Origin of the sequence: Citrobacter braakii (assembly GCF_009648935.1) — a bacterium.
Taxonomy (GTDB): Bacteria; Pseudomonadota; Gammaproteobacteria; order Enterobacterales; family Enterobacteriaceae; genus Citrobacter; species Citrobacter braakii.
The window spans coordinates 4,216,967-4,241,427 of record NZ_CP045771.1; the positions used below are offsets into that span (position 1 = coordinate 4,216,967).

Genomic DNA, 24,461 nt, shown 5'->3' on the forward strand with positions numbered 1-24,461 from the left:
TGCCTGGCCCGGGCAACCGGGCTTTAACCTTCCCGTGAATCCCCTACCCGTTTATCTTTCAGGAAGATAACCATCAGAATCACCCACAGTACGCCGCTTGCCAGATTGAACAGGCTGAACAAGCCGTTTCCTCCGAGCAGATAAGCGTGTTTACTCAGCTCAATACCGACGGTAAAAATCAGCATCTGCAACATACCCATGGCGGCAGAAACCGTGCCCTTACTCATTTCACTGGCAAACAGCGTCAGACGTACCAGTCCCGCATTCGCCACGCCAATACCAAACGCATAGATGCTTAAACCCGCCGTCATCCATAGATAAGCATGGGATGACACCACCGTGGCCGCAGCGGCAATCACCAGCCCGACGGCGATTGGCCAGCCGCCCATGATAATCAGCGAACGTACGGTTTTTCGCGAGGTCAGGCGCGCCAGTACCAGGTTACCGGCAATCAACGCGCCAAAAATCGGTACCTGCAACAGGCCATATTCGTAGCTGCTGAGATGTTCACCGCTGATGATAATAATCGGGGACTGCGCAATCCACGCCAGTAACGGCAGGCTGACAAAACCCAATGCCAGCGCGCCTGCAACGAAGCGCACGTTCCTCAGCACCAGCTTATAATCTTTGCCCAGCTCTTTAATCGACAGCTTTTCGCCAAGCCGGGTTGCCGTTTCCGGCATCGCGCGTTGCAGACCAAAAAAAGAGATGGCGGCCAGGGCGGCAAACAGGATAAACATCCCTTCCCACGGCAGAACATGTACCCAGGCAGCGCCGACCAGCGGCCCCAGCAGGGGCGCAATCAACGCTACGTTTGCCATCAGCGCGGTAATTTTTATGCACACCGCTTCTTCAAAGGATTCCTGAATTGCGGCGTAACCCACCGCGCCAATAAAGCACAGGCTTATCCCTTGTAAAAAACGCAGGAAGGTAAATTGCTCAATATTCTGCGCAAGCAGGGTTGCAAGGCAGGTCACAATGAACCAGAGCACGCCGGTTAACATCACCGGGCGACGTCCAATTCGATCCGACAGCGGTCCTAATAACCACTGCAAAAACATGCCGCCAGCCAGATAGGCGGTCATGGATGTGGGCACCCAATCTAATCCGGCATTATATTGCTCCACCACCGCCAACATTCCGGGCTGGATCATATCGTTGCCGATATAAGTAGAGAATTCGTAAAGCACCAGACAGAGAGGGAAAAGTAATGCCTGACGCCCCAAACGGGCGCCTGAAGATAAACGGTTCTGCATGCAGTCTCTTAACTATAGGAAAATCGCGCAAAGTGTAATAAATGCGCCGTACTGGTGATAGTGAATTATGTGATTTGCAAGCAAATTGCGCACATTTTTACACTCAATTGCTCAGGAACATTTTGCGTTAAGGTTAATTTAAGTTGAGGCCGCTATCATGTTCAATAAGTCTCATTAATTGTCTGAAAAATAGTCATTTAACAGACAAATAAGACAAGACCGCTTTTTATCCCGTGAAAGCAATTTTATGCTCTCCCCTCATGGGCCTTTTTAACGATTACACTGAGTCTGGACGTTATGCTGGAAAATCTGAACAACTCACTTTTTTATCTCATCAATGCCACGCCGGACTCTGCGCAATGGATGATATCGCTTGCCATTTTTATTGCCAAAGACCTGATTAACATCGTACCGCTGTTAGCCGTTGTGCTTTGGCTTTGGGGGCCGCGGGCCCAGGTTACTCTCCAGCGCCAGTTAGTTATAAAAATGGCGATTGCGCTGATCGTCGGTCTGACGATTTCATGGCTGATGGGGCATCTGTTTCCTCACGATCGTCCGTTTGTTAACCACATCGGTTACAACTTCCTGCATCATGCGGCGGATGACTCTTTCCCGAGCGATCACGGTACGGTTATCTTTACCTTTGCACTGGCTTTCCTGTTCTGGCATCGCCTGTGGACGGGCGCTCTGCTGATGGTCGTTGCTGTGGCGATTGCCTGGTCGCGGGTCTACCTTGGCGTACACTGGCCGCTGGATATGCTGGGAGGATTACTCGCCGGGCTGATTGGCTGCCTGAGTGCCCAGATGATCTGGCAGCGGTTTGGCACGCCCCTGTACCTCGGCTTGCAATATTGCTATCGCGCCTGCTTCGCTCTGCCCATCCGTAAAGGCTGGGTGCGTGACTAACCCACGGTAAAAAGAGTAGTATTAAGCGCGATACTGAGCACTTATTCTACTCTCCAGGGGAACTATGGAAACTCGACGCGACGAGCGTATTGGTCAATTACTGCAGGCGCTGAAACGCAGCGATAAATTACACCTCAAAGAAGCCGCGACGCTGCTGGGCGTATCTGAGATGACCATTCGTCGCGACCTGAATAATCACGATGCTCCCGTCGTCTTGCTCGGGGGCTATATTGTTCTGGAACCCCGCAGCGCCAATCACTATTTAATCAGCGATCAAAAATCCCGACTGGTTGATGAAAAGCGCCGTGCCGCCCAGATGGCGGCAAGCCTCGTGCAGGCACACCAGACTATCTTTTTCGACTGTGGTACCACCACGCCGTGGATCATTGAGGCTATCGACAATGAATTGCCTTTCACCGCAATCTGCTACTCGCTGAATACGTTTCTGGTGCTGCAGGAAAAACCGCAGTGCCGCGTCATTCTGTGTGGTGGCGAATTCCATGCCAGCAACGCAATTTTCAAACCGCTTGATTTCCAGGAAACGCTGAACAACCTGTGCCCGGATATCGCTTTTTATTCCGCAGCTGGCGTTCATATTGAGAAAGGCGCGACCTGTTTTAACCTGGAAGAGCTACCGGTGAAACACTGGGCGATGTCGATGGCGCAGCATCACGTGCTGGTGGTCGATCACAGCAAATTTGGTAAGGTGCGTCCTGCGCGGATGGGTGAAGTAAAACGCTTTAATACCATCGTCAGCGATAGCCGTCCTGACGAGGCGTTTGTTGAGTACGCGAAAGCGCAACGTATCAAACTGATGTATTAAGCGATACTGCCGGATGGCGATAGCGTCATCCGGCAAACGCTAAGATTAAGAGAACCAGCCGCCAAACCACTGGTGGAATTTCATCATCACAAAGTCCCACATGCGACTAAAGAATCCCCCCTCTTCCACGGCCTCCATCACCATCAGTGGACGCTGCTCGATGGATTTCCCGTTCAACTGGAAGTCGATAGTTCCCACAACCTGGCCTTTCTTCAGCGGCGCGGTTAACTGTGGTTCGGTCAGGGTAAAGCTGGCCTTCAGGTTTTTGAGCTGACCACGCGGGATAGTCACCGAGCCCGCTTCTCCGGCGCCCAAATTAACTTCACTCTTATCGCCAAACCAGACGCGCTGCGTCACGAAAGTGGCATCCGGTTTAATCGGCGTAACGGTTTCAAAGAAGCGGAAGCCCCAGGTCAGCAACTTTTCTGACTCATTAAAACGAATGCGGTCGGTTTTCGCCCCCAACACCACAGAGATCAGGCGCATATCCCCTTGGGTCGCGGAAGCAACCAGGTTGTATCCCGCCCCGGCCGTGGTACCGGTTTTCATACCGTCCACGTTCAGGTTGGTGCTCCACAACAAACGGTTGCGGTTCGGCTGGCGGATTTTATTAAAGGTAAATTCTTTCTCTTTGTGGATAGCGTACTCTTCCGGTACATCGTGGATTAGCGCCTTCCCGAGCAGGGCCATATCACGTGCGGTACTGAACTGTCCTGCCGCATCCAGGCCATGCACGGTCTGGAAAGTGGTATTGGTCAGCCCCAGTTTTTTCGCGTAGCCGTTCATCAGACCAATGAAGGATTCCTGGCTGCCGGCAACGTAATCAGCCAGTGCGATACAGGCATCGTTACCAGACTGGATGATAACGCCTTTGTTCAGATCGGACACTGCAACCTGATCGCCGGGCTTGAGGAACATAACAGACGAACCGCGCAGGGCCGGATTACCGGTCGCCCAGGCGTCTTTGCCCACGGTGACCATATCGTTGAGGTTAATTTTCCCGGCCTTCAGCGCCTGACCGACCACATAGCTGGTCATGATCTTAGTCAGACTGGCAGGATCCAGTTTCTCATCAGCATTACCTTCCGCCAGTACCTTACCGCTGGCGTAATCCATTAGGATCCACGCGCGCGCGTCGACGCTCGGTGGGGCCGTTGGTTGCTCCGCCGCCTGTACGCCCGGCGCCAAAAGGATTAAGAGTGCAGAACCTGCAGCAAAGCTGCGAAGTGAAGAGAAGTATTGCGTCATAAATGCCACCCGAGTATCCATTCCAAAAAACCACGTCATACCACACCGTGTTTACACAAAACCAGCCAGGCGACCCTGACCAACCCATGCAGAAAAGGTCTGATGGATGACGTGTAAAATAAGTGCGGTGAGTAATAACGCACTAACGAGCTTAAAGAAACCGTAAGTTGGTAAAGTTTTTAAAGTTTATGCAATAACACCGCGCTGCGCTGCTCCCGGCACGATTTTTTTAGACTTTGTTGCGTAAATATTAGGTTTACCCCACCATGTGGGCTAGTCAGATGGCATCAGCAGCCATAAAGCTGCTCAATTAATTTGCGGGGTTACTATGATTACACTGTGGGGTCGCAATAACTCGACCAACGTAAAAAAAGTATTGTGGACGCTCGAGGAACTGGAACTGCCGTATAACCAAATTCTGGCGGGCGGACAGCATGGCGGTAACCGCGATGCCGACTATCTGGCACTCAACCCGAACGGACTGGTCCCGCTGCTACGTGATGATGAAACGGACGTTGTTCTGTGGGAATCCAATACCATTGTCCGCTATCTGGCAGCTCAGTACGGACAAAAGCGTTTGTGGATTGACACCCCGGCCGCGCGCGCCGTCGGTGAAAAATGGATGGACTGGGCAAACCAGACGCTAAGTCCTGCGCATCGGGTTATCTTGTTTGGCCTGGTCAGAACCCCTGCCGAGAAACGCGATATGGCGGCAATAGAGGCGGGTAGTCAGGTGTGCGATAACCTGTTTGCTATTCTGGATAACGCGCTGGCGGACCAGCCATGGTTCTCCGGGGCTGAATTTGGCACTGCCGATATCGCCGTTGCGCCGTTTATCTATAACCTGTTCAACGTTGGCCTGAGCTGGACCCCGCGCCCACATCTGGAGCACTGGTATCAGCAACTGACCGAACGTCCGGCGTTTCAAAAAGTCGTGATGATCCCGGTCAGCTAACTAAATCAGGGACTCACTTTCAGTAATTCCCCGTCGGACTCGTCGGTTAGTACGTATAAGTACCCGTCTGGTCCGACACGCACATCACGGATCCGTTGCCCTCTTTCCTGCAACAGACGCCCCTCTTCGGTGACGGCATTCCCTTTGACGCTCAGCACGATCACTTCTTTATCTTTCAACGCGCCAATGAACAACTTCTGCCGCCACTGTGGGAAGGTATCGCTATTATAAAAAGCCATTCCGCTGACCGCCGGTGACTTTTCCCAGTAAAAGATGGGTTGCTCTGTTCCAGCAACAATTGGGCCTTTTGCTTCGGGAATTTTAAGACCACTGTAATTAACGCCCCAGGTCGCAAGCGGCCAGCCGTAGTTTTTCCCTTTCTCGGGGATATTGATTTCATCGCCCCCGCGTGGACCATGCTCATTAAGCCACAGCGTATCGCTCCAGGGATTCATCGCCATCCCCTGCGGGTTGCGGATACCATATGACCAAATCTCTGCCCGCGCTCCTGCCCTCTTCACAAACGGATTATCCGGCGGAATTTTTCCCTCATCGGTCAGTCGTACGACCTTGCCCTGCAACTTATCCAGATCCTGTGCGGTAGAACGTTGATTATTTTCACCAAGACCAATAAACAGATAACCGTTGCCATCAAAAACCATACGTCCGCCAAAATGGTTTCCGCTGGAGAGCTTCGGCTGTTGGCGAAAAATGGTCTGGAACCCTTGCAGATGTTTGAGATCGTCGCTCAGTCGTCCGTAACCAACCGCTGTCCCGGCGTTACCTTCACTGTCAGCTTCAGCAAAGCTAAGCCACACCCGGCGGGATTGTTTAAAATCCGGAGCTAATGCCACATCAAGCAATCCCCCCTGACCATTCGCCCAGACTTTGGGTACGCCGGTCAGCGGGTCGGAAAGCCCCTTCCCTGACTGCCAAAGTCGAAGCTGGCCGCCTTTGAGCGTAATGAGCATGCCGCGATTGTCGGGTAAAAACGCCAGCGACCACGGATGATCGAGTTTCGTTTGCAGCACTTCCACCTCTACCGCGGCGGCATAAGAGGAAAATAGCGCGAGTGGGACAGCACAGAGAAAGAGTCGACGCATAACACCTCCTTAATGGCTCTGCATAAAGCGTAGCCAGCAAGGGGAATTATCCCGCCACATTTACATAATCTTAACGAAAAGGGGGAGCGCCCTCCCCCTGATTCAGACGTGTTCCAGCGTTGAATAAGATTCCAAACACTGGATACTTAGCGTCAGCGTTGTCAGGCAGTTTTCCAGTTTCTCTGCGTTAACGGCGATAAAAGTTGGACAATCGTGATGTCCACTCATAAGACAAACAGCGGCGGCGGCTAACGCCCCTTCAGCACGATGAAGGGCATTCCACTCTTCCTGATCAAGATGCCTACCGTGAAGCTGTGATTGCTCGTGCAATTCGCGATTCAGTGCAAAAAAATTATCACGCAGACGATCGCTCTCGCTGACTGACATGTAGCCTTTCGCTTTTCTCAACAGCAGATAAGCGGCAAGTTCGACACGGGCGTTTATCAATTTGTTGAGAAGATCGGTTCTCAGTCTGTCAACAACCATACTTTGTTCCTCCTCTTTCCAACTATGGTGCAACTTAATAGTATGGTCATTTTTTGAACAAAGTCGTGTCCAGGATCAATCCATCACCGAAAATTAACACAATTTACAAATAATCTTTAATTCCACGCCGGGCGTGGCGACTGATGGTATGAGATTGCGATACAATTTTTATTCAGAACTCTGTAGAATCCGTGCCCTGAATATTCCAATAACTGAACAATTTTTACGCTATGAGCAATGTAACCCACCAGCCGAAAATCGGCTTTGTCTCCCTCGGCTGCCCGAAAAACCTCGTCGATTCTGAACGCATCCTGACCGAACTTCGTACCGAAGGCTATGACGTTGTGCCAAGCTACGACGACGCGGATATGGTTATCGTTAACACCTGTGGCTTTATCGACAGCGCGGTTCAGGAGTCGCTGGAAGCAATCGGCGAAGCGCTGAACGAAAACGGCAAGGTGATCGTCACCGGCTGTCTGGGCGCGAAAGTCGATCAGATCCGTGAAGTCCACCCGAAGGTGCTGGAAATCACCGGACCGCATAGCTACGAACAGGTTCTGGAGCACGTTCACCACTATGTGCCCAAACCAAAGCACAACCCGTTCCTGAGCCTGGTTCCTGAACAGGGCGTCAAGCTCACTCCGCGTCATTATGCCTATCTGAAAATTTCTGAAGGCTGCAACCACCGCTGCACGTTCTGCATTATTCCGTCAATGCGTGGCGATCTGGTGAGCCGTCCGATTGGCGATGTCCTCAGCGAAGCCAAACGTCTGGTGGATGCGGGCGTAAAAGAGATACTGGTCATTTCTCAGGATACCTCCGCGTACGGCGTGGATGTGAAGCATCGCACCGGTTTCCATAACGGCGAGCCGGTCAAAACCAGCATGGTTGATCTGTGCGAGCAGTTATCAAAACTGGGGATCTGGACTCGTCTGCATTACGTCTATCCCTATCCGCACGTTGATGACGTGATCCCACTGATGGCGGAAGGGAAAATCCTGCCGTATCTGGACATCCCGCTGCAACATGCCAGCCCGCGTATTCTTAAGCTGATGAAACGCCCAGGCTCCGTGGACAGACAACTGGCACGCATCAAGCAGTGGCGTGAAATCTGCCCTGAACTGACGCTGCGCTCAACCTTCATTGTCGGTTTCCCGGGTGAAACGGAAGAAGACTTCCAGATGCTGCTCGACTTCCTGAAGGAAGCGCGTCTGGACCGCGTGGGTTGCTTTAAATACAGCCCGGTAGAAGGCGCTGGCGCCAATGACCTGCCGGACCAAATCCCGGAAGAGGTGAAAGAAGAACGCTGGAACCGCTTTATGCAATTGCAACAGCAGATCTCCGCTGAACGTTTGCAGGAAAAAGTAGGCCGCGAAATTCTGGTTATCGTTGATGAAGTTGACGAAGAAGGCGCGATTGGCCGCAGCATGGCTGACGCCCCGGAAATCGACGGCGCGGTATACCTGAATGGCGAAACCAAGGTGAAACCTGGCGATATCATCCGCGTGAAGGTCGAAAACGCTGATGAATACGATCTGTGGGGCACCCGCGTTTAAATAAGCGCAACCCAACAGTAGGCCGGATAAGCGTTACGTCTTATCCGGCCTGTAATTTATCCTTTAATTTTCGGGTCCAGCGCGTCGCGCAGACCATCTCCCAGTAAGTTAAACGCCAGTACCGTCAGGAATATCGCCACCGCCGGGAAAATCGCCACGTGCGGCGCGATCACCATATCAGCGCGGGCTTCATTGAGCATTGCCCCCCACTCAGGGGTCGGCGGCTGCGCACCCAATCCCAGAAATGACAGGCTCGCGGCAGAGATAATCGACGTGCCAATTCGCATGGTAAAAAAGACCACGATCGATGAAACCGTACCCGGCAAGATATGGTTGAAGATGATGGTCGCATCGCTGGCGCCAATACTGCGCGCGGATTCAATAAAGGTCTGCTGCTTTAGCACCAGCGTATTTGCGCGCACCAGCCGCGCGAAGGCCGGAATGGAGAAAATGGCCACGGCAATAATCACGTTTGCAATGCCGCTGCCCAGCACGGCGACCACGGCTATCGCCAGCAAAATACCCGGAAAGGCAAACAGCACATCGCAGATACGCATAATCAGTCGATCCCACCAGCCTTCGTAGTATCCCGCCAGCAGACCCAGCACGGTGCCAATCGCTGCGCCAATAAATACGGCAAAGACCCCCGCCGCCAGCGAGATTTGCGCCCCCACCAGCACGCGGCTAAAAATATCCCGCCCCAGCGAGTCAACGCCGAACCAGTGCAGCATCGACGGTCCGTCATTCAGACGGTCATAATCGAAGTAATTCTCAGCATCAAATGGCGTTAACCAGCGAGCAAAAATCGCCACCATTATCAGCAGCAGGACAAATAACCCCGCTAACATCGCCATGCGCTGGCGACGGAAACGACGCCAGAATTCATGCCACGGCGTGCGTATCTGCTCAGGCTTAACAAGGGGCATCGCATTTAAAATCGCCTGTCGGCGCCAGTTAAAAAATCGCATCCTTACTTGTACCTGATAGCCGGATTAATGGCGGCATAGAGCACATCCACCACTAAGTTAATAAGAATAAACTCCAGAGAAAACAACAGCACCTCGGCCTGAATCACCGGGTAGTCGCGCATTTCGACTGAGTCCACCAACAGCCGCCCAAGCCCTGGCCAGTTAAACACCTTTTCAACCACAATCGAGCCGCCAAGCAAAAAGCCAAACTGTAGCCCCATCATGGTGACCACCGGGATCATCGCATTACGCAAACCATGTTTTAACACCACCCAGGTTTCACTCACCCCTTTGGCCCGCGCGGTACGCATATAGTCTTCACTGAGCACATCGACAAACGAAGCGCGGGTAAACCGGGCTAACACCGCAGCCACCGCCGCACCCAGGGTAATAGACGGGAGGATATAGTGCCGCCAGGTATCAGCGCCAACGGTGGGCAACCAGCCAAGCTCAACGGAGAATATCTGCATGAGCAGCATGCCGAGCGCAAACGCCGGGAAAGAGATCCCGGTGACGGCGAGCGTCATACTCAATCTGTCCGGCCAACGATTGCGCCATACAGCAGCAATGATCCCTGCCGTCATGCCGAATAACACCGCCCACGCCATGCTGGCAATGGTCAGCCATAGCGATGGCATAAAACGACTGGCTATCTCTTCGGAGACCGGGCGACGAGAAACCATTGAGGTTCCAAAATCGCCTTGCAACACGTTAGTAATGTAATGCCAGAACTGAATATGCAGCGGCTGGTCCAGACCCAACTGCTGACGCACCAGTTCGATCACCTCAGCATCAGCCTCCGGTCCGGCAATCAGCCGGGCCGGATCGCCGGGTAGCAGGTGAACAAATAAAAATACCAGCACCGCTACAATCAACAGAGTTGGAATCAACCCCAGCAGGCGCTTGAAAACATAGTTAAGCATCACACTCCCTTCGCCGGCCCCTGCGTGGCGGGGCCGGATGAATAGCTTATTTTAAATCCGCATCATCAAAGCTAAATCCGGTATCCGGCATGATCCAGAACCCGGTCAATCTGGTGTTGTGCGCCGAAATCAGTTGTTCCACTACCAGTGGGATCCACGGCGACTCTTTCCAGATAATATCCTGCGCATCCTTGTACAGCTTCGCTTTCTGGGCCGGATCGTTGGTTTGCAACGCTGCTGCTAAATCACTGTCCACCTGCTTATTGCTGTAGAACGCCGTATTAAACAGCGTTGGCGGCCAGTTTTGAGATGCAAACAGCGGTGACAGCGCCCAGTCTGCTTCACCCGTAGAGGCAGACCAGCCGGTGTAGAACATGCGTACCCCGCTCTCTTTCTGCGCTTTACCTTCGACTTGCGCCGCGCGCTGACCGGCATCCATCGCCGTCACCTGAGCCTTAACGCCCACCTGCGCCAGTTGCTGCTGGGTAAATTGCAGCACTTTCTGCGCGGTACTATGGTTATGAGAAGACCATAGCGTGGTGGTAAAACCGTTCGGATAACCCGCTTCTTTCAGCAGTTCGCGCGCTTTTGCCGGGTCGTATGGCCATGGCGTATAGCTTTGCGCATAGGCGATCGACGGAGGGAGAACGCCGGTTGCTGGCGTCGCATAACCGGCAAACGCCACTTTTACCAGCGCCTGACGGTTGATGGCATAATTCAGCGCTTCACGCACCTTCGGGTTATCGAACGGTTTTTGCGTGACGTTCATGCTGATGTAACGCTGCATAATAGACGGACTGGCCACCAGTTCCAGGTTTTTATTCTTCGTCAGTAGCGCCGCCTGCTCGTAAGGGATCGGAAAGGCAAACTGCGCTTCCCCGGTCTGCAGCATTGCCGCACGCGTGTTGTTGTCGGTCACCGGACGCCAGGTAATCGTATCCAGCTTTGGCAGCCCTTGCTGCCAGTAACCCGCGAACTTCTTAACCTTTACAAAATCCGTCTGATTCCAGGTCTCAAGCTGATACGGCCCGGTCCCCACGGGATGGAAACCGATCTCCTTGCCGTATTTCTCCAGCGCGGCGGGAGAGATCATCGCCGTAGCCGGGTGCGCCAGAATATTGATAAATGCAGAGAACGGCTGCTTCAGCGTTATCTTCACCGTCGACGGATCGACGACCTCGGTTTTATCGATATTCTTATACAGGTTGTAGCGTTTCAGATGGTTTTCCGGGTTGCTGGCCCGGTCGAGGTTAGCTTTAACCGCATCGGCGTTGAAGTCGGTGCCGTCCTGAAACTTCACGCCCTGTCGCAGCTTAAGGGTATAAGTCAGGCCATCATCAGAAACCGTATAACTCTCCGCCAGCACATTTTTCAGCTTCATCTCTTTATCAAGGCCAAACAGCCCCTGGTAAAACGACTTCGCTACCGCCTGCGACAACGTGTCGTTTGCGTCGTAGGGATCGAGGGTGGTGAAATTGGATCCTACCGCCACTACTACATCTTTGGCGGCCCAGCCAGGTGTGGCGGCCAGCGCAGAGGCCACTCCCACAGCAACCAGCCATTTTCGAGCAACAATTTTTGTCATGTTATTCTCCTTAAACCCTGCCTGCCTGTTATAAACGCGAAAGCGCATTTTCTGGTTGCGGACGCGCAACATAATGCCCCGGGCCAACTTGCTGGAGTGAAACGGGGGAAATCTCTTCACCGCGTTTGCGGATATTACTGGGGATATCATCCGACAGCAGCACGCGCTGGGGCCGGTGATGTGAGGGATCGGCGACCGGGACTGCCGCCATCAGTTTGCGGGTGTACGGATGCTGCGGATTTTCAAACACCGCGCGTCGGGTGCCGATCTCGACGATTTGCCCAAGGTACATCACCGCCACCCGATGACTGATCCGCTCCACCACCGCCATATCGTGGGAAATAAACAGGTACGCAATCCCCATTTCTCGTTGGAGGTCGAGCAACAGGTTGATAATTTGCCCGCGAATTGAGACATCCAGCGCCGAGACTGACTCATCGGCAATAATCACCTTGGGATTGAGCGCCAGCGCCCGGGCAATACAGATACGCTGACGCTGACCACCGGAAAACTCATGCGGATAGCGCCAGGCATGCTCAGGGAGCAATCCTACGCGTTCCAGCAGCCATGCAACCCGTTTTGCCGCCGCATCGCCTTGCAGTAGCCCATGCACCCGCAGCGGTTCTAAAATGGAATATCCCACGGTCTGACGCGGATCGAGCGAAGCATAGGGGTCCTGGAAGATAAATTGAATATCCCGACGCAGCGGCTGTAGCTTACTGGCGGCCAGGGTATCGATACGCTGTCCGTTGAAAACAATCTCCCCGCGTTGAGACTCTACCAGACGTAGCAGCGCCCGACCGGTGGTGGATTTCCCGCAGCCTGACTCCCCCACCAGCGAGAGCGTCTCTCCGGGCCACAGGTCAAAGCTAACGTTTTCCACCGCATGCACCTCGCGGGTCACCCGATTAAGAATGCCGCTGCGCAGCGGAAAACGCGTCACCAGATTACGTACCTGCAAAATAGGCTCGCCTTCAACCACTGTATCCTGTTCAGTCTGTGGTTCTACATGACTGGGATCGTGTAACGAAATGAGAGGAAACCGGCGCGGGTACGCTTGTCCGGTCATCGCCCCAAGCTGCGGCACGGCTGCCAGCAGCGCTTTGGTGTAAGGATGCTGGGGAGCGTGAAAAATCTGCTCAACGCTGCCGGTTTCTACCGCCTCGCCCTGATACATCACCAGCACGCGATCGGCAATATCCGCTACGACGCCCATATCGTGGGTAATAAAGATCACTCCCATCGACATATCCTGCTGCAACACTTTTATCAGTTGCAGGATCTGTGCCTGAATAGTGACATCCAGCGCGGTAGTCGGTTCATCGGCAATTAAAACCGCAGGGCGACACGATAGCGCCATGGCGATCATTACCCGCTGGCGCATGCCGCCAGAAAGCTGGTGCGGATAGCGCGATAAAATAGCCTTCGCCTCAGGAATACGCACCTGGTCGAGCATCCGTTTCGCTTCCACCATCGCCTCTTCGTGGCTGGCCCCCTGATGCAAACGGATTGACTCAGCAATCTGCTCACCCACGGTAAATACCGGATTAAGCGATGTCATGGGCTCCTGGAAGATCATGGCGATATCCGCGCCACGCACGTGACGCATCCGCGACGCGCTCTGTTCACCCAGCTCAATAACCTGTCGGTTACGGCGTCGAAGGAGCATTTCATCGCAGCTCACCTCACCGCCTGACTGTTCAATCAAACGCATTAGCGACAAGGCTGTTACCGACTTTCCTGAACCGGATTCACCCACTATCGCCAGCGTTTCACCACGCTTCAGGCGAAATGACAGATTACGCACCGCACTGATGCGCTGTTGCTCCTGTTCAAAGGCAATGTTCAGGTTGCTGACTGCCAGCACGTCGCTGGCGTCAAGCTCATCACTGTGTGGCAACGGTATCTCCTTTTTCCTGATAAATACCGGTGGTTGGCGTATCGCCTGCATATCCCCAGGCTCGGTACATGCCTTCGCTGTTAAACGGCAAGGCGACGTTGCCCTCGTGATCGATGGCAATTAAACCGCCGCTGCCGCCGAGCGCCGGTAATTTTTCCATTACTACGCGTTCGCACGCCTCCGATAAACTCAGGCCGCCATAGTCCATCAACGCCGCAATGTCATAGGCCGCCAGCGCACGAATAAAGACTTCACCGGTTCCGGTGCAGGAAACGGCCACACTTGCGTTATTGGCATAACAGCCTGCGCCGACCAGCGGACTGTCACCTACCCGCCCCGGTAATTTGTTGGTCATTCCGCCGGTCGATGTTGCCGCCGCCAGATTGCCAAACATATCCAGCGCGACCGCACCCACAGTACCCATTTTGTTGTTTTCATCCAGCGGGGTCGCGCTATGATCCAGCACCGTTTCACCCGCCGATTGCGCTGCCAGCAGTTGAGCGTAGCGTTCTGGCGTCGAGAAAATATCCGCCGAAACGCGCTCCATCCCCTGCGCAATGGCAAAGTTTTCAGCCCCTTCACCTATCATCATGACGTGGGGGCTGTGCTCCATCACCAGGCGAGCCGCGAGAATTGGGTTGCGCAGATGGCTAACCCCGGCGACGGCTCCCGCGTTTAGCGTATTACCGTCCATCACACAGGCGTCCAGTTCATGGGTTTCATCACGGGTATACACCGCGCCAATTCCGGCATTAAACAACGGACACTCTTCCAACAAACGCACGGCTTCGGTGACCACATCCAGTGCGCTACGACCGTCTTCAAGCATCCGTTGGCCGGTTTCAACGATATCCGACAGCGCTTGTATATAACGCAATTCTTGCTCCTGGCTCAGTAACGCGCGGGTGATAGCCCCTGCGCCGCCGTGAATTGCAATGACTGCTTTACCCATTTTATTCGTCCATTAGGTGGCGGGTACCGGGGGGTTATAAATATCAGAATTTCGGTGACTTATTGATTCGATTTTTGAATATAGAAAGATGCAGACGTCATGTAAAGGTAAAGGCCCGCACCTCACACCCCGTCTCATCAGGTCATTCAGATGTGTTTAACGGAAAGGAGATCTCTCGACGTTGGTGCTAAATTATTCAAGCCGATCGGTAATCTGTTTTTTTGCATAAAACACAAAGCGTTCTACAGACGGCATACACGCTGCCCAGTTATGTTTGGTTAACCCCAGATATTCCGCACGCGCCGCTTGCAGCAAATCAGCATGCTCAGCGGGTAATTGCGGCAGAAGCCAGGATGCGGCCTCATCTTTAGCGACAATATTACCCGTAACCACGCTATACCAGATACGTGCCAGAGCAAGGATGATATTACGCTCGTCCCCCTCTAAATCAGCCGGTTTCTGCCACATCTCAAGGATATGCCGAAATGTTTGCAATACATCGCTAAACGGAATGACGTTAAATAACGTCTCAGCCGGTTCACCGAACAGCGGTACGCTGGCGCGCCGGGCCTGGGTTAGCAGAATAGAAAGATCAGGATCCACCATTGCCGGTTCAAACACGCCAGCGCGAATATCATCACGCAGCCATTCGCCAAACTGCATTTCTCTCGCCGGTGGGAATCGCCACGGCACGATCTGCGAGTGCAGAACCACGGTCACTTCCAGCGCACGATATGGCCCGGAGGTGCCGGGAGGCGCTGAAATGGTCAGCAAATCCTGCATCAGTTTTTTTCTTTGTCGGGCATTTATTGGTTCACGCAGGGTGACCAATAAATCAATGTCGCTTTGGGGTTTTAAGCCGCCTTCAACCGCAGAGCCATACAAATGAAGGGCAATGAGATTCCCCGCGAAAATCTGGCGGATGCACGCACTGGCGGCCTCCACCTGTCGTCGAATTGCGTCTGGAATAATATTAGCCATTTAGCCCCAGGGAAAAATGAGCGGAAATATTGAGTCTATACTGCATTCTTCTTGCAGCGCTATCCCTGGCACAAAACCTTTACCAGATCTGATTCTAAGCCTGAGGTAGCATACTGCCCGCGTCCATTTTCTGACATAATGAGCAGATTCGATTTTGCCCCGCAGGAGTCTTCTCATGGAATTTACCGCCGGACTGATGCCGCTTGAAACGGCTCTCTCTCAGATGCTTTCGCGTATTACCCCGCTCACCGCCGTCGAAACGCTGCCGCTGGTTCAATGCTTTGGCCGTATTCTGGCCACCGACGTTGTCTCCCCCATTGATGTACCGGGATTCGATAACTCAGCAATGGATGGCTATGCGGTACGATTAGCCGATTTACAATCTGATCAGCCGCTTGCTGTGGCGGGTAAAGCCTTTGCCGGTCAGCCTTTCCATGGCGAGTGGCCTGCGGGAACCTGCATCCGTATTATGACCGGCGCCCCGGTGCCTGCTGGTTGTGAAGCGGTGGTGATGCAGGAGCAAACGGAACAAACTGACGACGGGGTGCGTTTTACCGCCGAAGTCCGCCGCGGGCAAAATATTCGTCTGCGCGGTGAAGATATTGCAAACGGCGCGGTGGTGTTTCCCGCCGGGACTCGCCTGACAACCGGCGAGCTTCCCGTTCTGGCTTCGCTCGGTGTTGCCGATGCACCCGTTGTACGCAAAGTCCGCGTGGCGCTGTTCTCTACCGGTGATGAACTGCAGTTACCAGGTCAGCCGCTGGGAGACGGGCAGATTTATGACACTAACCGTCTGACCGTTCACCTGATGCTGCAACAGTTGGGCTGTGAAGTGATCAACCTGGGGATTATTCGCGACGATCCCAACGCGCTGCGTGCCGCGTTTATCGAAGCCGACAGCCAGGCCGATGTCGTCATCAGTTCCGGCGGCGTTTCAGTAGGCGAAGCGGATTACACTAAAACTATTCTGGAAGAGCTGGGAGAAATTGCCTTCTGGAAGCTGGCCATCAAACCGGGCAAACCGTTCGCGTTTGGCAAACTGAGCAACAGCTGGTTTTGCGGTCTGCCGGGTAATCCAGTGTCTGCGGCCCTCACCTTCTATCAACTGGTACAACCGCTCCTGGCGAAACTCAGCGGCAACACCGCCTGTGGACTACCGCCTCGCCAGCGCGTGCGCACCGCCTCACGCCTGAAGAAAACACCTGGCCGTCTGGATTTTCAGCGCGGTGTATTGCAGCGTACCGCTGAAGGCGAACTGGAAGTCACCACGACCGGGCACCAGGGCTCGCATATTTTTAGCTCTTTTAGCCAGGGTAACTGTTTTATCGTGCTGGAGCGCGATCGCGGTAACGTCGAAGCCGGCGAATGGGTTGAGGTCGAGCCGTTTAACGCACTGTTTGGAGGCCTGTAATGGCAGAACTCAGCGACCAGGAGATGATGCGCTATAACCGGCAAATCATTCTACGCGGCTTCGATTTCGAAGGTCAGGAAGCGCTCAAGGACGCGCGGGTACTGGTCGTTGGTGTGGGGGGACTGGGATGCGCAGCAACTCAGTACCTTGCAGGCGCTGGCGTCGGGCATTTAACCTTGCTCGACTTTGACAAAGTCTCCGTGTCGAACCTCCAGCGCCAGACGCTGCACAGCGATGCGACCGTTGGACAGCCAAAAGTGCTATCCGCCCGCGACGCACTGGCGCGGATTAACCCTTATATCGCCATTACGCCGGTGAATGCGCTGCTGGACGAGAGCGAGATTCACACGCTTATTACCGAACACGATTTGGTGCTGGACTGTACGGATAATGTCAGCATCCGCAATCAGTTGAATGCCGGATGCTTCGCCGCCAGGATTCCGCTGGTTTCCGGTGCGGCAATTCGCATGGAAGGACAAATTACCGTATTTACCTACCAGGAAGGAGAGCCCTGCTACCGTTGCCTGAGCCGTCTGTTCGGTGAAAACGCCCTGACCTGCGTAGAGGCCGGAGTGATGGCCCCGCTGATCGGCGTGATCGGCTCGTTACAGGCGATGGAAGCCATTAAGCTACTGGCTAACTACGGTAAACCGGCTTCAGGAAAAATCGTCATGTACGACGCCATGACCTGCCAGTTTCGCGAAATGAAGCTGATGCGCAATCCCACCTGTGAGGTCTGCGGGAGTTAGCAGAGAAATCGTCGGCACCGCACTATTGCCAGAGGGCGATGCTAATGCCTCTTATCAGGCCTACTACAGCGCATTGTGTAGGCCGGATAAGGTGTCAGCCGCCATCCGGCAAAACAGACTTACAGAGAAGTGCGTCCAAATGCGCTCTGCCAGTCGTGCTCGAACTTCGCTACGGCAGCATCAACGGCCGGAGAGCTAATCATCTGCTGAGCGACATCCAGCGGCAGCGTGATGGACTCGCAGCCTGCCAGCAGGCAATCCAGCGCCTGACGCGGCGTTTTAAAACTGGCGGCCAGTACTTTGGCGTGCGGGGCATGCATTTTCAGTAAGGTCTGCAGATCGGTCACCGTCTGAATGCCGTCTCCCCCCTGCGCATCCACACGGTTAACGTATGGCGCAACGTATTCGGCCCCCGCAAGCGCAGCTAATAGCCCTTGAGCAGCGCCGTATACCGCGGTACCCAACGTCGGGATCCCTTCTTCTTTCAGCAATTTAATGGCCGTCAGACCCTCTGCCGTGACGGGCACTTTGACCACGATATCCGCAATGATTGCCCGCAGCTTACGCGCATCGCTGACCATGCCTTCGGCGGTGGTCGCCATTACCTGAGCAAACAGGCGTCCTTGCCCTCCCATCGCTTCCTGCAGTTGCGGCAGTAACACGTCCAGTGTCTGCTTACCTGCCGCCACAATGCTTGGGTTAGTGGTCACCCCTGCCAGCGGAAAAACACGCGCCAGAGCTTTTACCGCGTCAACGTCAGACGTATCTAAATAGAGTTCCATAACCTTTCCTCAAACGAATAATTAGCATGAATAAAAGGTAGCACGGCGAAACCTCACGGTTAGTTGACGTACGTCAATATAACTTTCATTCGAAAGTAATTTAATCTTTATACGAAAGATGAGAGGCCGCTTATGATTTTCAATATCCAGCGCTATTCCACACATGATGGTCCCGGTATCCGTACCGTGGTGTTCCTTAAGGGATGCTCTCTGGGCTGTCGGTGGTGCCAGAATCCGGAAAGCCGCGCCCGCACGCAGGATCTGCTCTATGACGCGCGTTTGTGCCTCGACGGTTGCGATCTCTGTGCTCAGGCCGCACCGAAGGTGATTGAACGCGCGCTGAGTGGATTGCTGATTCATCGCGAAAAACTGACCGATGATGCGCTCACGGCGCTGACCCACTGCTGTCCAACCCAGGCGCTGACCGTCTGCGGAGAGGAAAAAAGCGTGGACGACATCATGGCGACCGTAGTGCGTGATAAACCGTTTTACGATCGCAGCGGCGGGGGCCTCACCCTGTCTGGCGGTGAACCCTTTATGCAGCCAGAACTGGCGGCAGCGCTGCTCAAAGCCAGCCACGATGCAGGTATTCATACAGCGGTTGAAACCTGTCTGCATGTCCCGTGGAAGTATATTGAACCGTCATTACCTGACGTCGACCTGTTCCTGGCCGATTTAAAACATGTCGCCGACGCGCCGTTTAAACAGTGGACCGATGGCAGCGCCTCTCGCGTACTGGAAAATCTGAAAAAACTGGCCGCCGCCGGTAAAAAAATGGTTATCCGCGTCCCCCTGATTCAGGGGTTCAACGCTGACGAAGCCGCTATTCAGGCCATTACCGACTTTGCTGCCGACGAGCTTCACGTCGATGAGATCCATTTTTTGCCCTACCACACGCTGGGCATCAACAAATACCACTTACTCAGTCAACCCTACAACGCACCGGATAAACCGCTTGATGCGCCTGCGCTGCTCGAATTTGCCCAGCAGTACGCCAGCCTGAAAGGTTTAACCGCGACCCTACGAGGATAATCGCCATGACCACTCTGAAACTGGACACACTCAGCGACCGTATCAAAGCGCATAAAACGGCCCTGATTCACATCGTGAAGCCGCCGGTTTGTACCGAGCGCGCCCAGCACTATACCGAGATGTACCAACAGCATCTGGATAAACCTATCCCGGTTCGCCGCGCGCTGGCGCTGGCCCATCATCTGGCGGAACGCACCATCTGGATCAAGCATGACGAACTGATCATTGGTAACCAGGCAAGCGAAGTGCGTGCCGCGCCAATCTTCCCGGAATACACCGTGTCGTGGATTGAAAAAGAGATCGATGACCTCGCCGACAGGCCGGGCGCGGGCTTTGCGGTAAGCGAAGAGAACAAACGCGTGTTGCACGAGGTGTGTCCATGGTGGCGTGGTCAGACCGTGCAGGATCGTTGCTACGGGATGTTTACTGACGAGCAGAAAGGGCTGCTGGAAACCGGCATTATCAAAGCCGAAGGTAACATGACCTCCGGTGACGCACACCTGGCGGTAAACTTCCCGCTGCTGCTGGAAAAAGGTCTCGACGGCCTGCGCCACAAAGTTGATGAACGTCGTTCCCGCATCAATCTGACATGTCTGGAAGACCTCCATGGCGATCAGTTTCTGAAAGCGATTGATATCGTGCTGGAGGCCGTCAGTCTGCACATTGAGCGCTTTGCCACGCTGGCACGTAAAATGGCGGCCACGGAAACTCGCGCCAGTCGTCGTGATGAACTGCTGACCATGGCGGACAACTGCGATGTGATCGCCCATGAGCCGCCAAAAACGTTCTGGCAGGCGCTGCAGTTGTGCTATTTCATCCAGTTGATCCTGCAAATTGAATCAAATGGTCACTCGGTGTCGTTTGGTCGCATGGATCAGTACCTCTATCCGTTCTACCGTCGTGACGTAGAACTGAACCAAAGCCTCGATCGTGAGCACGCCATTGAGCTGCTGCACAGCTGCTGGCTGAAACTGCTGGAAGTGAACAAAATCCGCTCCGGCTCCCATTCGAAAGCCTCGGCGGGTAGCCCGCTGTATCAGAACGTGACCATTGGTGGCCAAAACCTGGTTAACGGTCAGGCAATGGATGCTGTCAATCCGCTCTCCTACGCCATTCTGGAATCCTGCGGCCGCCTGCGTTCTACTCAGCCAAACCTGAGCGTGCGTTATCATGCAGGGATGAGTAATGATTTCCTGGATGCCTGTGTACAGGTGATCCGCTGCGGCTTCGGGATGCCTGCCTTTAATAACGACGAAATCGTCATACCTGAATTCATTAAGCTTGGCATTGAACCGCAGGACGCCTATGACTATGCGGCCATTGGTTGCATCGAAACCGCTGTTGGCGGCAAATGGGGCTACCGCTGTACCGGTATGAGCTTTATTAACTTTGCCCGCGTGATGCTGGCAGCGCTGGAAGGTGGTCGCGATGCCACCAGCGGTAAAGTATTTCTGCCACAGGAAAAAGCGCTCTCGGCTGGTAACTTCAACAATTTCGACGAAGTGATGGATGCCTGGGATGCGCAGATTCGCTACTACACGCGTAAATCTATCGAAATTGAGTATGTTGTCGACACCATGCTGGAAGAGAACGTACACGATATTCTGTGCTCTGCGCTGGTAGATGACTGTATTGAACGCGCGAAAAGCATTAAGCAAGGCGGCGCGAAATACGACTGGGTATCGGGTTTGCAGGTGGGTATTGCCAACCTCGGCAACAGCCTGGCTGCGGTGAAGAAACTGGTCTTTGAACAAGGCGCTATCGGTCAGCAACAGCTGGCCGCCGCGCTGGCCGACGATTTTGACGGTCTGACCCACGAACAATTACGCCAGCGGCTGATCAACGGCGCACCGAAATACGGCAACGATGACGATAGCGTTGATACGCTGCTGGCCCGCGCTTATCAGACCTATATCAATGAGTTGAAACAGTATCATAATCCACGTTACGGACGTGGCCCGGTTGGCGGCAATTACTACGCGGGTACCTCATCGATCTCCGCAAACGTACCGTTTGGCGCGGCAACGATGGCCACACCGGATGGTCGTAAGGCGCACACTCCGCTGGCAGAAGGCGCAAGCCCGGCTTCCGGAACGGACCATCTCGGCCCAACAGCGGTAATTGGCTCGGTGGGTAAACTGCCGACCGGTTCAATCCTCGGCGGCGTGTTGTTAAACCAGAAGCTGAACCCGGCCACGCTGGAGAATGAATCCGATAAGCAAAAGCTGATGATCCTGCTGCGTACCTTCTTTGAAGAGCACAAAGGCTGGCATATTCAGTACAACATTGTCTCCCGTGAAACGCTGCTGGAAGCCAAAAAGCACCCGGATCAGTATCGTGACCTGGTGGTCCGTGTAGCAGGTTATTCGGCCTTCTTCACCGCGCTGTCTCCAGATGCGCAGGACGATATCATCGCACGTACTGAACATATGCTGTAATCCCCCTTACCCGGCGGCATTTCGCTTGCCGGGTATTCTTCTTTCGAATGAAATAAATTTGTGCTTTAGCTCACATTGTTATTAAAATGTTTCTGGTCGCAGTTATGAGCCAGGAGCAAGTATGACCATCAAAGTTATCGTCACTGATATGGACGGAACTTTTCTCGACGACGCCAAAAAATACGATCATGCACGTTTTATGGCGCAGTATCAGGAACTGAAAAAACGAGATATTGAATTTGTCGTGGCCAGCGGCAATCAGTATTACCAACTGATCTCCTTTTTCCCGGAACTCAAAGATGAGATCTCTTTTGTTGCCGAGAACGGGGCGTTAGTCTTTGAACATGGCAAACAGCTGTTTCACGGTGAGCTGACCCGCCACGAATCCCGCATTGTCATTGGCGAACTGCTCAAAGATACGCATCTCAACTTTGTGGCTTGCGGCCTGCAAAGCGCCTACGTTAGCGAAAATGCCCCCGAGTCCTTTGTCGCATTGATGTCAAAACACTACCATCGCCTGAAACCCGTGAAGGATTATCAGGACATCGATGATGTGCTGTTCAAGTTCTCGCTGAATTTACCGGACCACCAAATCCCATTAGTGATCGATCACCTTCATTCTGCCCTTGACGGTATAATGAAGCCCGTCACCAGCGGCTTTGGGTTTATCGACCTGATCATTCCAGGCTTACATAAAGCCAACGGAATCAGCCGTCTGCTAAAGCGCTGGAACCTGTCCCCGCAAAACGTGGTCGCCATTGGCGATAGCGGCAACGACGCAGAAATGCTGAAAATGGCGCGCTACTCTTTCGCCATGGCCAACGCGGCAGAGAGTATCAAATCGATTGCCCGCTATCAGACCGATGACAATAACCATCAGGGCGCGCTGAACGTGATTCAGGCGGTGCTGGATAACACTTCCCCTTTTAATTGCTAATCCTGCCCAACCGGGGTATCCCCTTGCCCCGGTTTCCACGCTTTTTCATGTTTCTCACACCATCAAATTTTAAACTTGCGTTAACTAAATTTTAACTTATATTATCACCTGTAAGTTAAATAAGTTTCGAATGAAAGTTAATGCGAGGTGGATATGGCTTTTACTTTTACCAGCGACACGTTGCCCACCGATCACAAAGCGGCAATCCGGCAGATGAAAAAGCAATTGCGTGAACAGCTTGGAGATGTTCAGTCGATTTTCAATCAGTTGAGCGAGGCCATTGCTAATCGCGTGGCGGAAATCAACGACCTCAAAGCGCAAGGCTCTCCAGTATGGCCTGTGTTGTCCTATGCGGATATCAAGGCAGGTCGCGTGAGTGCTGAGCAGCGTGAAGAAATTAAGCGTCGCGGATGCGCGGTCATTAAAGGCCATTTCTCTCGCGAACAAGCCCTCGATTGGGATAGGTCAATGCTGGACTATCTGGACCGCAACCATTTTGACGACGTTTACCAAGGACCGGGTGATAATTTCTTTGGTACCCTGAGCGCATCGCGGCCTGAAATCTACCCCATCTACTGGTCCCAGGCGCAGATGCAGGCCCGTCAGAGTGAAGAAATGACAAATGCGCAGTCATTTCTCAACCGTCTTTGGACATTTGCAGGCGAAGGTAAGCAATGGTTTAACCCGGATGTCAGCGTTATCTACCCCGACCGCATACGCCGTCGTCCACCGGGAACGACGTCCAAAGGGCTGGGCGCGCATACGGATTCCGGTGCGCTGGAACGCTGGCTTCTGCCGGCATATCAGCAGGTCTTTGCTAATGTTTTCAATGGTAAGCTGGAAGATTACGACCCGTGGCAGGCCGCGCATCGCACTGAAGTAGAAGAGTACACGGTGGATAACACCACCAAATGTTCAGTATTCCGTACCTTCCAGGGCTGGACTGCACTCTCTGATATGCTGCCAGGTCAGGGGTTGTTGCACGTGGTCCCTATCCCTGAAGCGATGGCGTGGGTACTGTTACGTCCATTGCTTGACGATGTGCCGGAAGATGAACTTTGCGGCGTAGCGCCCGGCAGAGTTCTGCCGATTTCTGCGCAATGGCATCCGCTGCTGATTGAAGCGTTAACCAGCATTCCGCAACTGGACGCCGGAGACTCCGTATGGTGGCATTGTGATGTGATCCACTCCGTCGCACCGGTAGAAAATCAGCAGGGTTGGGGCAACGTGATGTACATCCCTGCCGCACCGATGTGCGAAAAGAATCTGGCCTACGCCCATAAAGTGAAGGCCGCGCTGGAAAAAGGCGTATCGCCGGGTGATTTCCCACGCGAGGATTATGAAACTCACTGGGAAGGACGCTTCACGCTGGATGATTTGAATATCCATGGCAAGCGTGCGCTGGGGATTATTTAATCTGTAACTTACACAAGTTTCCCTAAGTATTTCGCGTTACAGGAAGGCGGCCAG

Annotated in this window: 21 protein-coding genes; 10 read left to right on the forward strand and 11 right to left on the reverse strand. The window is 53.7% G+C overall.

Going from position 1 to position 24,461, the window contains the following annotated elements:
• Positions 1-23: 23 nt before the first annotated feature.
• Positions 24-1,256, reverse strand: a complete 1,233-nt coding sequence (locus tag GFC06_RS19940) for an MFS transporter (protein ID WP_047501216.1) — start codon at positions 1,254-1,256, stop codon at positions 24-26.
• Positions 1,257-1,553: 297 nt separating this feature from the next.
• Here GFC06_RS19940 and ybjG point away from each other — a divergent pair, with 297 nt between their 5' ends.
• Together ybjG and deoR are read left to right on the forward strand one after the other, a co-directional pair.
• The gene (gene ybjG / locus GFC06_RS19945) at positions 1,554-2,162 is read left to right on the forward strand and encodes an undecaprenyl-diphosphate phosphatase (RefSeq protein WP_047501218.1); all 609 of its coding nucleotides are present in this window, start codon (positions 1,554-1,556) and stop codon (positions 2,160-2,162) included.
• A gap of 64 nt (positions 2,163-2,226) precedes the next feature.
• Positions 2,227-2,985: a DNA-binding transcriptional repressor DeoR gene (gene deoR, locus GFC06_RS19950; protein WP_019076372.1), complete on the forward strand. Its 759-nt coding sequence runs from the start codon at positions 2,227-2,229 to the stop codon at positions 2,983-2,985.
• A 45-nt stretch (positions 2,986-3,030) separates the two neighbouring features.
• Here deoR and dacC read toward each other — a convergent pair whose 3' ends face one another.
• On the reverse strand, positions 3,031-4,233 hold the full coding sequence (gene dacC / locus GFC06_RS19955) for a serine-type D-Ala-D-Ala carboxypeptidase (protein ID WP_141875515.1): 1,203 nt from the start codon (positions 4,231-4,233) through the stop codon (positions 3,031-3,033).
• A gap of 328 nt (positions 4,234-4,561) precedes the next feature.
• Here dacC and GFC06_RS19960 point away from each other — a divergent pair, with 328 nt between their 5' ends.
• Positions 4,562-5,188, forward strand: coding sequence for a glutathione S-transferase family protein (locus GFC06_RS19960; protein ID WP_141875023.1), 627 nt, complete (start codon positions 4,562-4,564; stop codon positions 5,186-5,188).
• 5 nt (positions 5,189-5,193) lie between these two features.
• On the opposite strand, the gene GFC06_RS19965 is transcribed toward GFC06_RS19960, so the two are convergent.
• Both GFC06_RS19965 and bssR read right to left on the reverse strand, forming a co-directional pair.
• Positions 5,194-6,291: a PQQ-dependent sugar dehydrogenase gene (locus tag GFC06_RS19965; protein ID WP_103283664.1), complete on the reverse strand. Its 1,098-nt coding sequence runs from the start codon at positions 6,289-6,291 to the stop codon at positions 5,194-5,196.
• A 102-nt stretch (positions 6,292-6,393) separates the two neighbouring features.
• Positions 6,394-6,777, reverse strand: coding sequence for a biofilm formation regulator BssR (gene bssR / locus GFC06_RS19970; RefSeq protein ID WP_141875022.1), 384 nt, complete (start codon positions 6,775-6,777; stop codon positions 6,394-6,396).
• A gap of 230 nt (positions 6,778-7,007) precedes the next feature.
• Between bssR and rimO the strand changes: the two genes are divergently transcribed.
• On the forward strand, positions 7,008-8,333 hold the full coding sequence (gene rimO / locus GFC06_RS19975; protein ID WP_016152393.1) for a 30S ribosomal protein S12 methylthiotransferase RimO: 1,326 nt from the start codon (positions 7,008-7,010) through the stop codon (positions 8,331-8,333).
• Positions 8,334-8,389: 56 nt separating this feature from the next.
• Here the strand turns inward: rimO and gsiD are convergent, their stop codons facing one another.
• From gsiD to GFC06_RS20005, 6 genes are all read right to left on the reverse strand, one after another.
• Positions 8,390-9,301 (reverse strand): glutathione ABC transporter permease GsiD, encoded by a 912-nt coding sequence (gene gsiD, locus GFC06_RS19980; RefSeq protein WP_047359421.1) that lies wholly within the window; start codon positions 9,299-9,301, stop codon positions 8,390-8,392.
• A gap of 2 nt (positions 9,302-9,303) precedes the next feature.
• The gene (gene gsiC / locus GFC06_RS19985) at positions 9,304-10,224 is read right to left on the reverse strand and encodes a glutathione ABC transporter permease GsiC (RefSeq protein WP_016152391.1); all 921 of its coding nucleotides are present in this window, start codon (positions 10,222-10,224) and stop codon (positions 9,304-9,306) included.
• A 46-nt stretch (positions 10,225-10,270) separates the two neighbouring features.
• Complete coding sequence (gene gsiB, locus GFC06_RS19990) at positions 10,271-11,809, reverse strand: glutathione ABC transporter substrate-binding protein GsiB (protein WP_153690563.1); 1,539 nt, start codon at positions 11,807-11,809, stop codon at positions 10,271-10,273.
• A 28-nt stretch (positions 11,810-11,837) separates the two neighbouring features.
• Positions 11,838-13,709, reverse strand: a complete 1,872-nt coding sequence (gsiA, locus tag GFC06_RS19995; RefSeq protein ID WP_019076365.1) for a glutathione ABC transporter ATP-binding protein GsiA — start codon at positions 13,707-13,709, stop codon at positions 11,838-11,840.
• A complete protein-coding gene (gene iaaA, locus GFC06_RS20000) occupies positions 13,696-14,661 on the reverse strand; it encodes a beta-aspartyl-peptidase (RefSeq protein WP_153690564.1) in 966 nt (321 codons plus the stop codon). The genes gsiA and iaaA overlap by 14 nt, the downstream gene beginning before the upstream one ends.
• A gap of 192 nt (positions 14,662-14,853) precedes the next feature.
• A complete protein-coding gene (locus GFC06_RS20005; RefSeq protein WP_103766079.1) occupies positions 14,854-15,642 on the reverse strand; it encodes an aminoglycoside adenylyltransferase family protein in 789 nt (262 codons plus the stop codon).
• A 175-nt stretch (positions 15,643-15,817) separates the two neighbouring features.
• On the opposite strand from GFC06_RS20005, the gene moeA reads away from it, so the two are divergent.
• Positions 15,818-17,053 carry a molybdopterin molybdotransferase MoeA gene (moeA, locus tag GFC06_RS20010; protein WP_115190784.1) on the forward strand — a complete coding sequence of 412 codons (1,236 nt, stop codon included), beginning with the start codon at positions 15,818-15,820 and terminating at the stop codon, positions 17,051-17,053.
• Positions 17,053-17,802 (forward strand): molybdopterin-synthase adenylyltransferase MoeB, encoded by a 750-nt coding sequence (gene moeB / locus GFC06_RS20015; protein WP_141875019.1) that lies wholly within the window; start codon positions 17,053-17,055, stop codon positions 17,800-17,802. The genes moeA and moeB overlap by 1 nt, the downstream gene beginning before the upstream one ends.
• A 119-nt stretch (positions 17,803-17,921) precedes the next feature.
• On the opposite strand, the gene fsa is transcribed toward moeB, so the two are convergent.
• On the reverse strand, positions 17,922-18,584 hold the full coding sequence (gene fsa, locus GFC06_RS20020; RefSeq protein WP_019076360.1) for a fructose-6-phosphate aldolase: 663 nt from the start codon (positions 18,582-18,584) through the stop codon (positions 17,922-17,924).
• Positions 18,585-18,716: 132 nt separating this feature from the next.
• On the opposite strand from fsa, the gene GFC06_RS20025 reads away from it, so the two are divergent.
• From GFC06_RS20025 to GFC06_RS20040, 4 genes are all read left to right on the forward strand, one after another.
• On the forward strand, positions 18,717-19,616 hold the full coding sequence (locus GFC06_RS20025) for a glycyl-radical enzyme activating protein (protein WP_016152383.1): 900 nt from the start codon (positions 18,717-18,719) through the stop codon (positions 19,614-19,616).
• 5 nt (positions 19,617-19,621) lie between these two features.
• Positions 19,622-22,054: a glycyl radical protein gene (locus GFC06_RS20030; RefSeq protein ID WP_016152382.1), complete on the forward strand. Its 2,433-nt coding sequence runs from the start codon at positions 19,622-19,624 to the stop codon at positions 22,052-22,054.
• Positions 22,055-22,175: 121 nt separating this feature from the next.
• Positions 22,176-22,991, forward strand: a complete 816-nt coding sequence (locus tag GFC06_RS20035) for a Cof-type HAD-IIB family hydrolase (protein WP_103766076.1) — start codon at positions 22,176-22,178, stop codon at positions 22,989-22,991.
• Positions 22,992-23,144: 153 nt separating this feature from the next.
• Positions 23,145-24,407 (forward strand): DUF1479 domain-containing protein, encoded by a 1,263-nt coding sequence (locus GFC06_RS20040; protein ID WP_153690565.1) that lies wholly within the window; start codon positions 23,145-23,147, stop codon positions 24,405-24,407.
• Positions 24,408-24,461: the final 54 nt, after the last annotated feature.

What these genes read in the sequence shown, in the direction of transcription:
- fsa (WP_019076360.1), bottom strand. Translation starts at nt 18,584, where the DNA reads ATGGAACTCTATTTAGATACGTCTGACGTTGACGCGGTAAAAGCTCTG.
- bssR (WP_141875022.1), bottom strand. Translation starts at nt 6,777, where the DNA reads ATGGTTGTTGACAGACTGAGAACCGATCTTCTCAACAAATTGATAAAC.
- GFC06_RS20035 (WP_103766076.1), top strand. Translation starts at nt 22,176, where the DNA reads ATGACCATCAAAGTTATCGTCACTGATATGGACGGAACTTTTCTCGAC.
- GFC06_RS20025 (WP_016152383.1), top strand. Translation starts at nt 18,717, where the DNA reads ATGATTTTCAATATCCAGCGCTATTCCACACATGATGGTCCCGGTATC.
- deoR (WP_019076372.1), top strand. Translation starts at nt 2,227, where the DNA reads ATGGAAACTCGACGCGACGAGCGTATTGGTCAATTACTGCAGGCGCTG.
- GFC06_RS19960 (WP_141875023.1), top strand. Translation starts at nt 4,562, where the DNA reads ATGATTACACTGTGGGGTCGCAATAACTCGACCAACGTAAAAAAAGTA.
- gsiD (WP_047359421.1), bottom strand. Translation starts at nt 9,301, where the DNA reads ATGCGATTTTTTAACTGGCGCCGACAGGCGATTTTAAATGCGATGCCC.
- GFC06_RS20040 (WP_153690565.1), top strand. Translation starts at nt 23,145, where the DNA reads ATGGCTTTTACTTTTACCAGCGACACGTTGCCCACCGATCACAAAGCG.
- GFC06_RS19965 (WP_103283664.1), bottom strand. Translation starts at nt 6,291, where the DNA reads ATGCGTCGACTCTTTCTCTGTGCTGTCCCACTCGCGCTATTTTCCTCT.
- rimO (WP_016152393.1), top strand. Translation starts at nt 7,008, where the DNA reads ATGAGCAATGTAACCCACCAGCCGAAAATCGGCTTTGTCTCCCTCGGC.
- iaaA (WP_153690564.1), bottom strand. Translation starts at nt 14,661, where the DNA reads ATGGGTAAAGCAGTCATTGCAATTCACGGCGGCGCAGGGGCTATCACC.
- moeB (WP_141875019.1), top strand. Translation starts at nt 17,053, where the DNA reads ATGGCAGAACTCAGCGACCAGGAGATGATGCGCTATAACCGGCAAATC.
- gsiB (WP_153690563.1), bottom strand. Translation starts at nt 11,809, where the DNA reads ATGACAAAAATTGTTGCTCGAAAATGGCTGGTTGCTGTGGGAGTGGCC.
- GFC06_RS20005 (WP_103766079.1), bottom strand. Translation starts at nt 15,642, where the DNA reads ATGGCTAATATTATTCCAGACGCAATTCGACGACAGGTGGAGGCCGCC.
- GFC06_RS19940 (WP_047501216.1), bottom strand. Translation starts at nt 1,256, where the DNA reads ATGCAGAACCGTTTATCTTCAGGCGCCCGTTTGGGGCGTCAGGCATTA.
- ybjG (WP_047501218.1), top strand. Translation starts at nt 1,554, where the DNA reads ATGCTGGAAAATCTGAACAACTCACTTTTTTATCTCATCAATGCCACG.
- dacC (WP_141875515.1), bottom strand. Translation starts at nt 4,233, where the DNA reads ATGACGCAATACTTCTCTTCACTTCGCAGCTTTGCTGCAGGTTCTGCA.
- gsiC (WP_016152391.1), bottom strand. Translation starts at nt 10,224, where the DNA reads ATGCTTAACTATGTTTTCAAGCGCCTGCTGGGGTTGATTCCAACTCTG.
- moeA (WP_115190784.1), top strand. Translation starts at nt 15,818, where the DNA reads ATGGAATTTACCGCCGGACTGATGCCGCTTGAAACGGCTCTCTCTCAG.
- GFC06_RS20030 (WP_016152382.1), top strand. Translation starts at nt 19,622, where the DNA reads ATGACCACTCTGAAACTGGACACACTCAGCGACCGTATCAAAGCGCAT.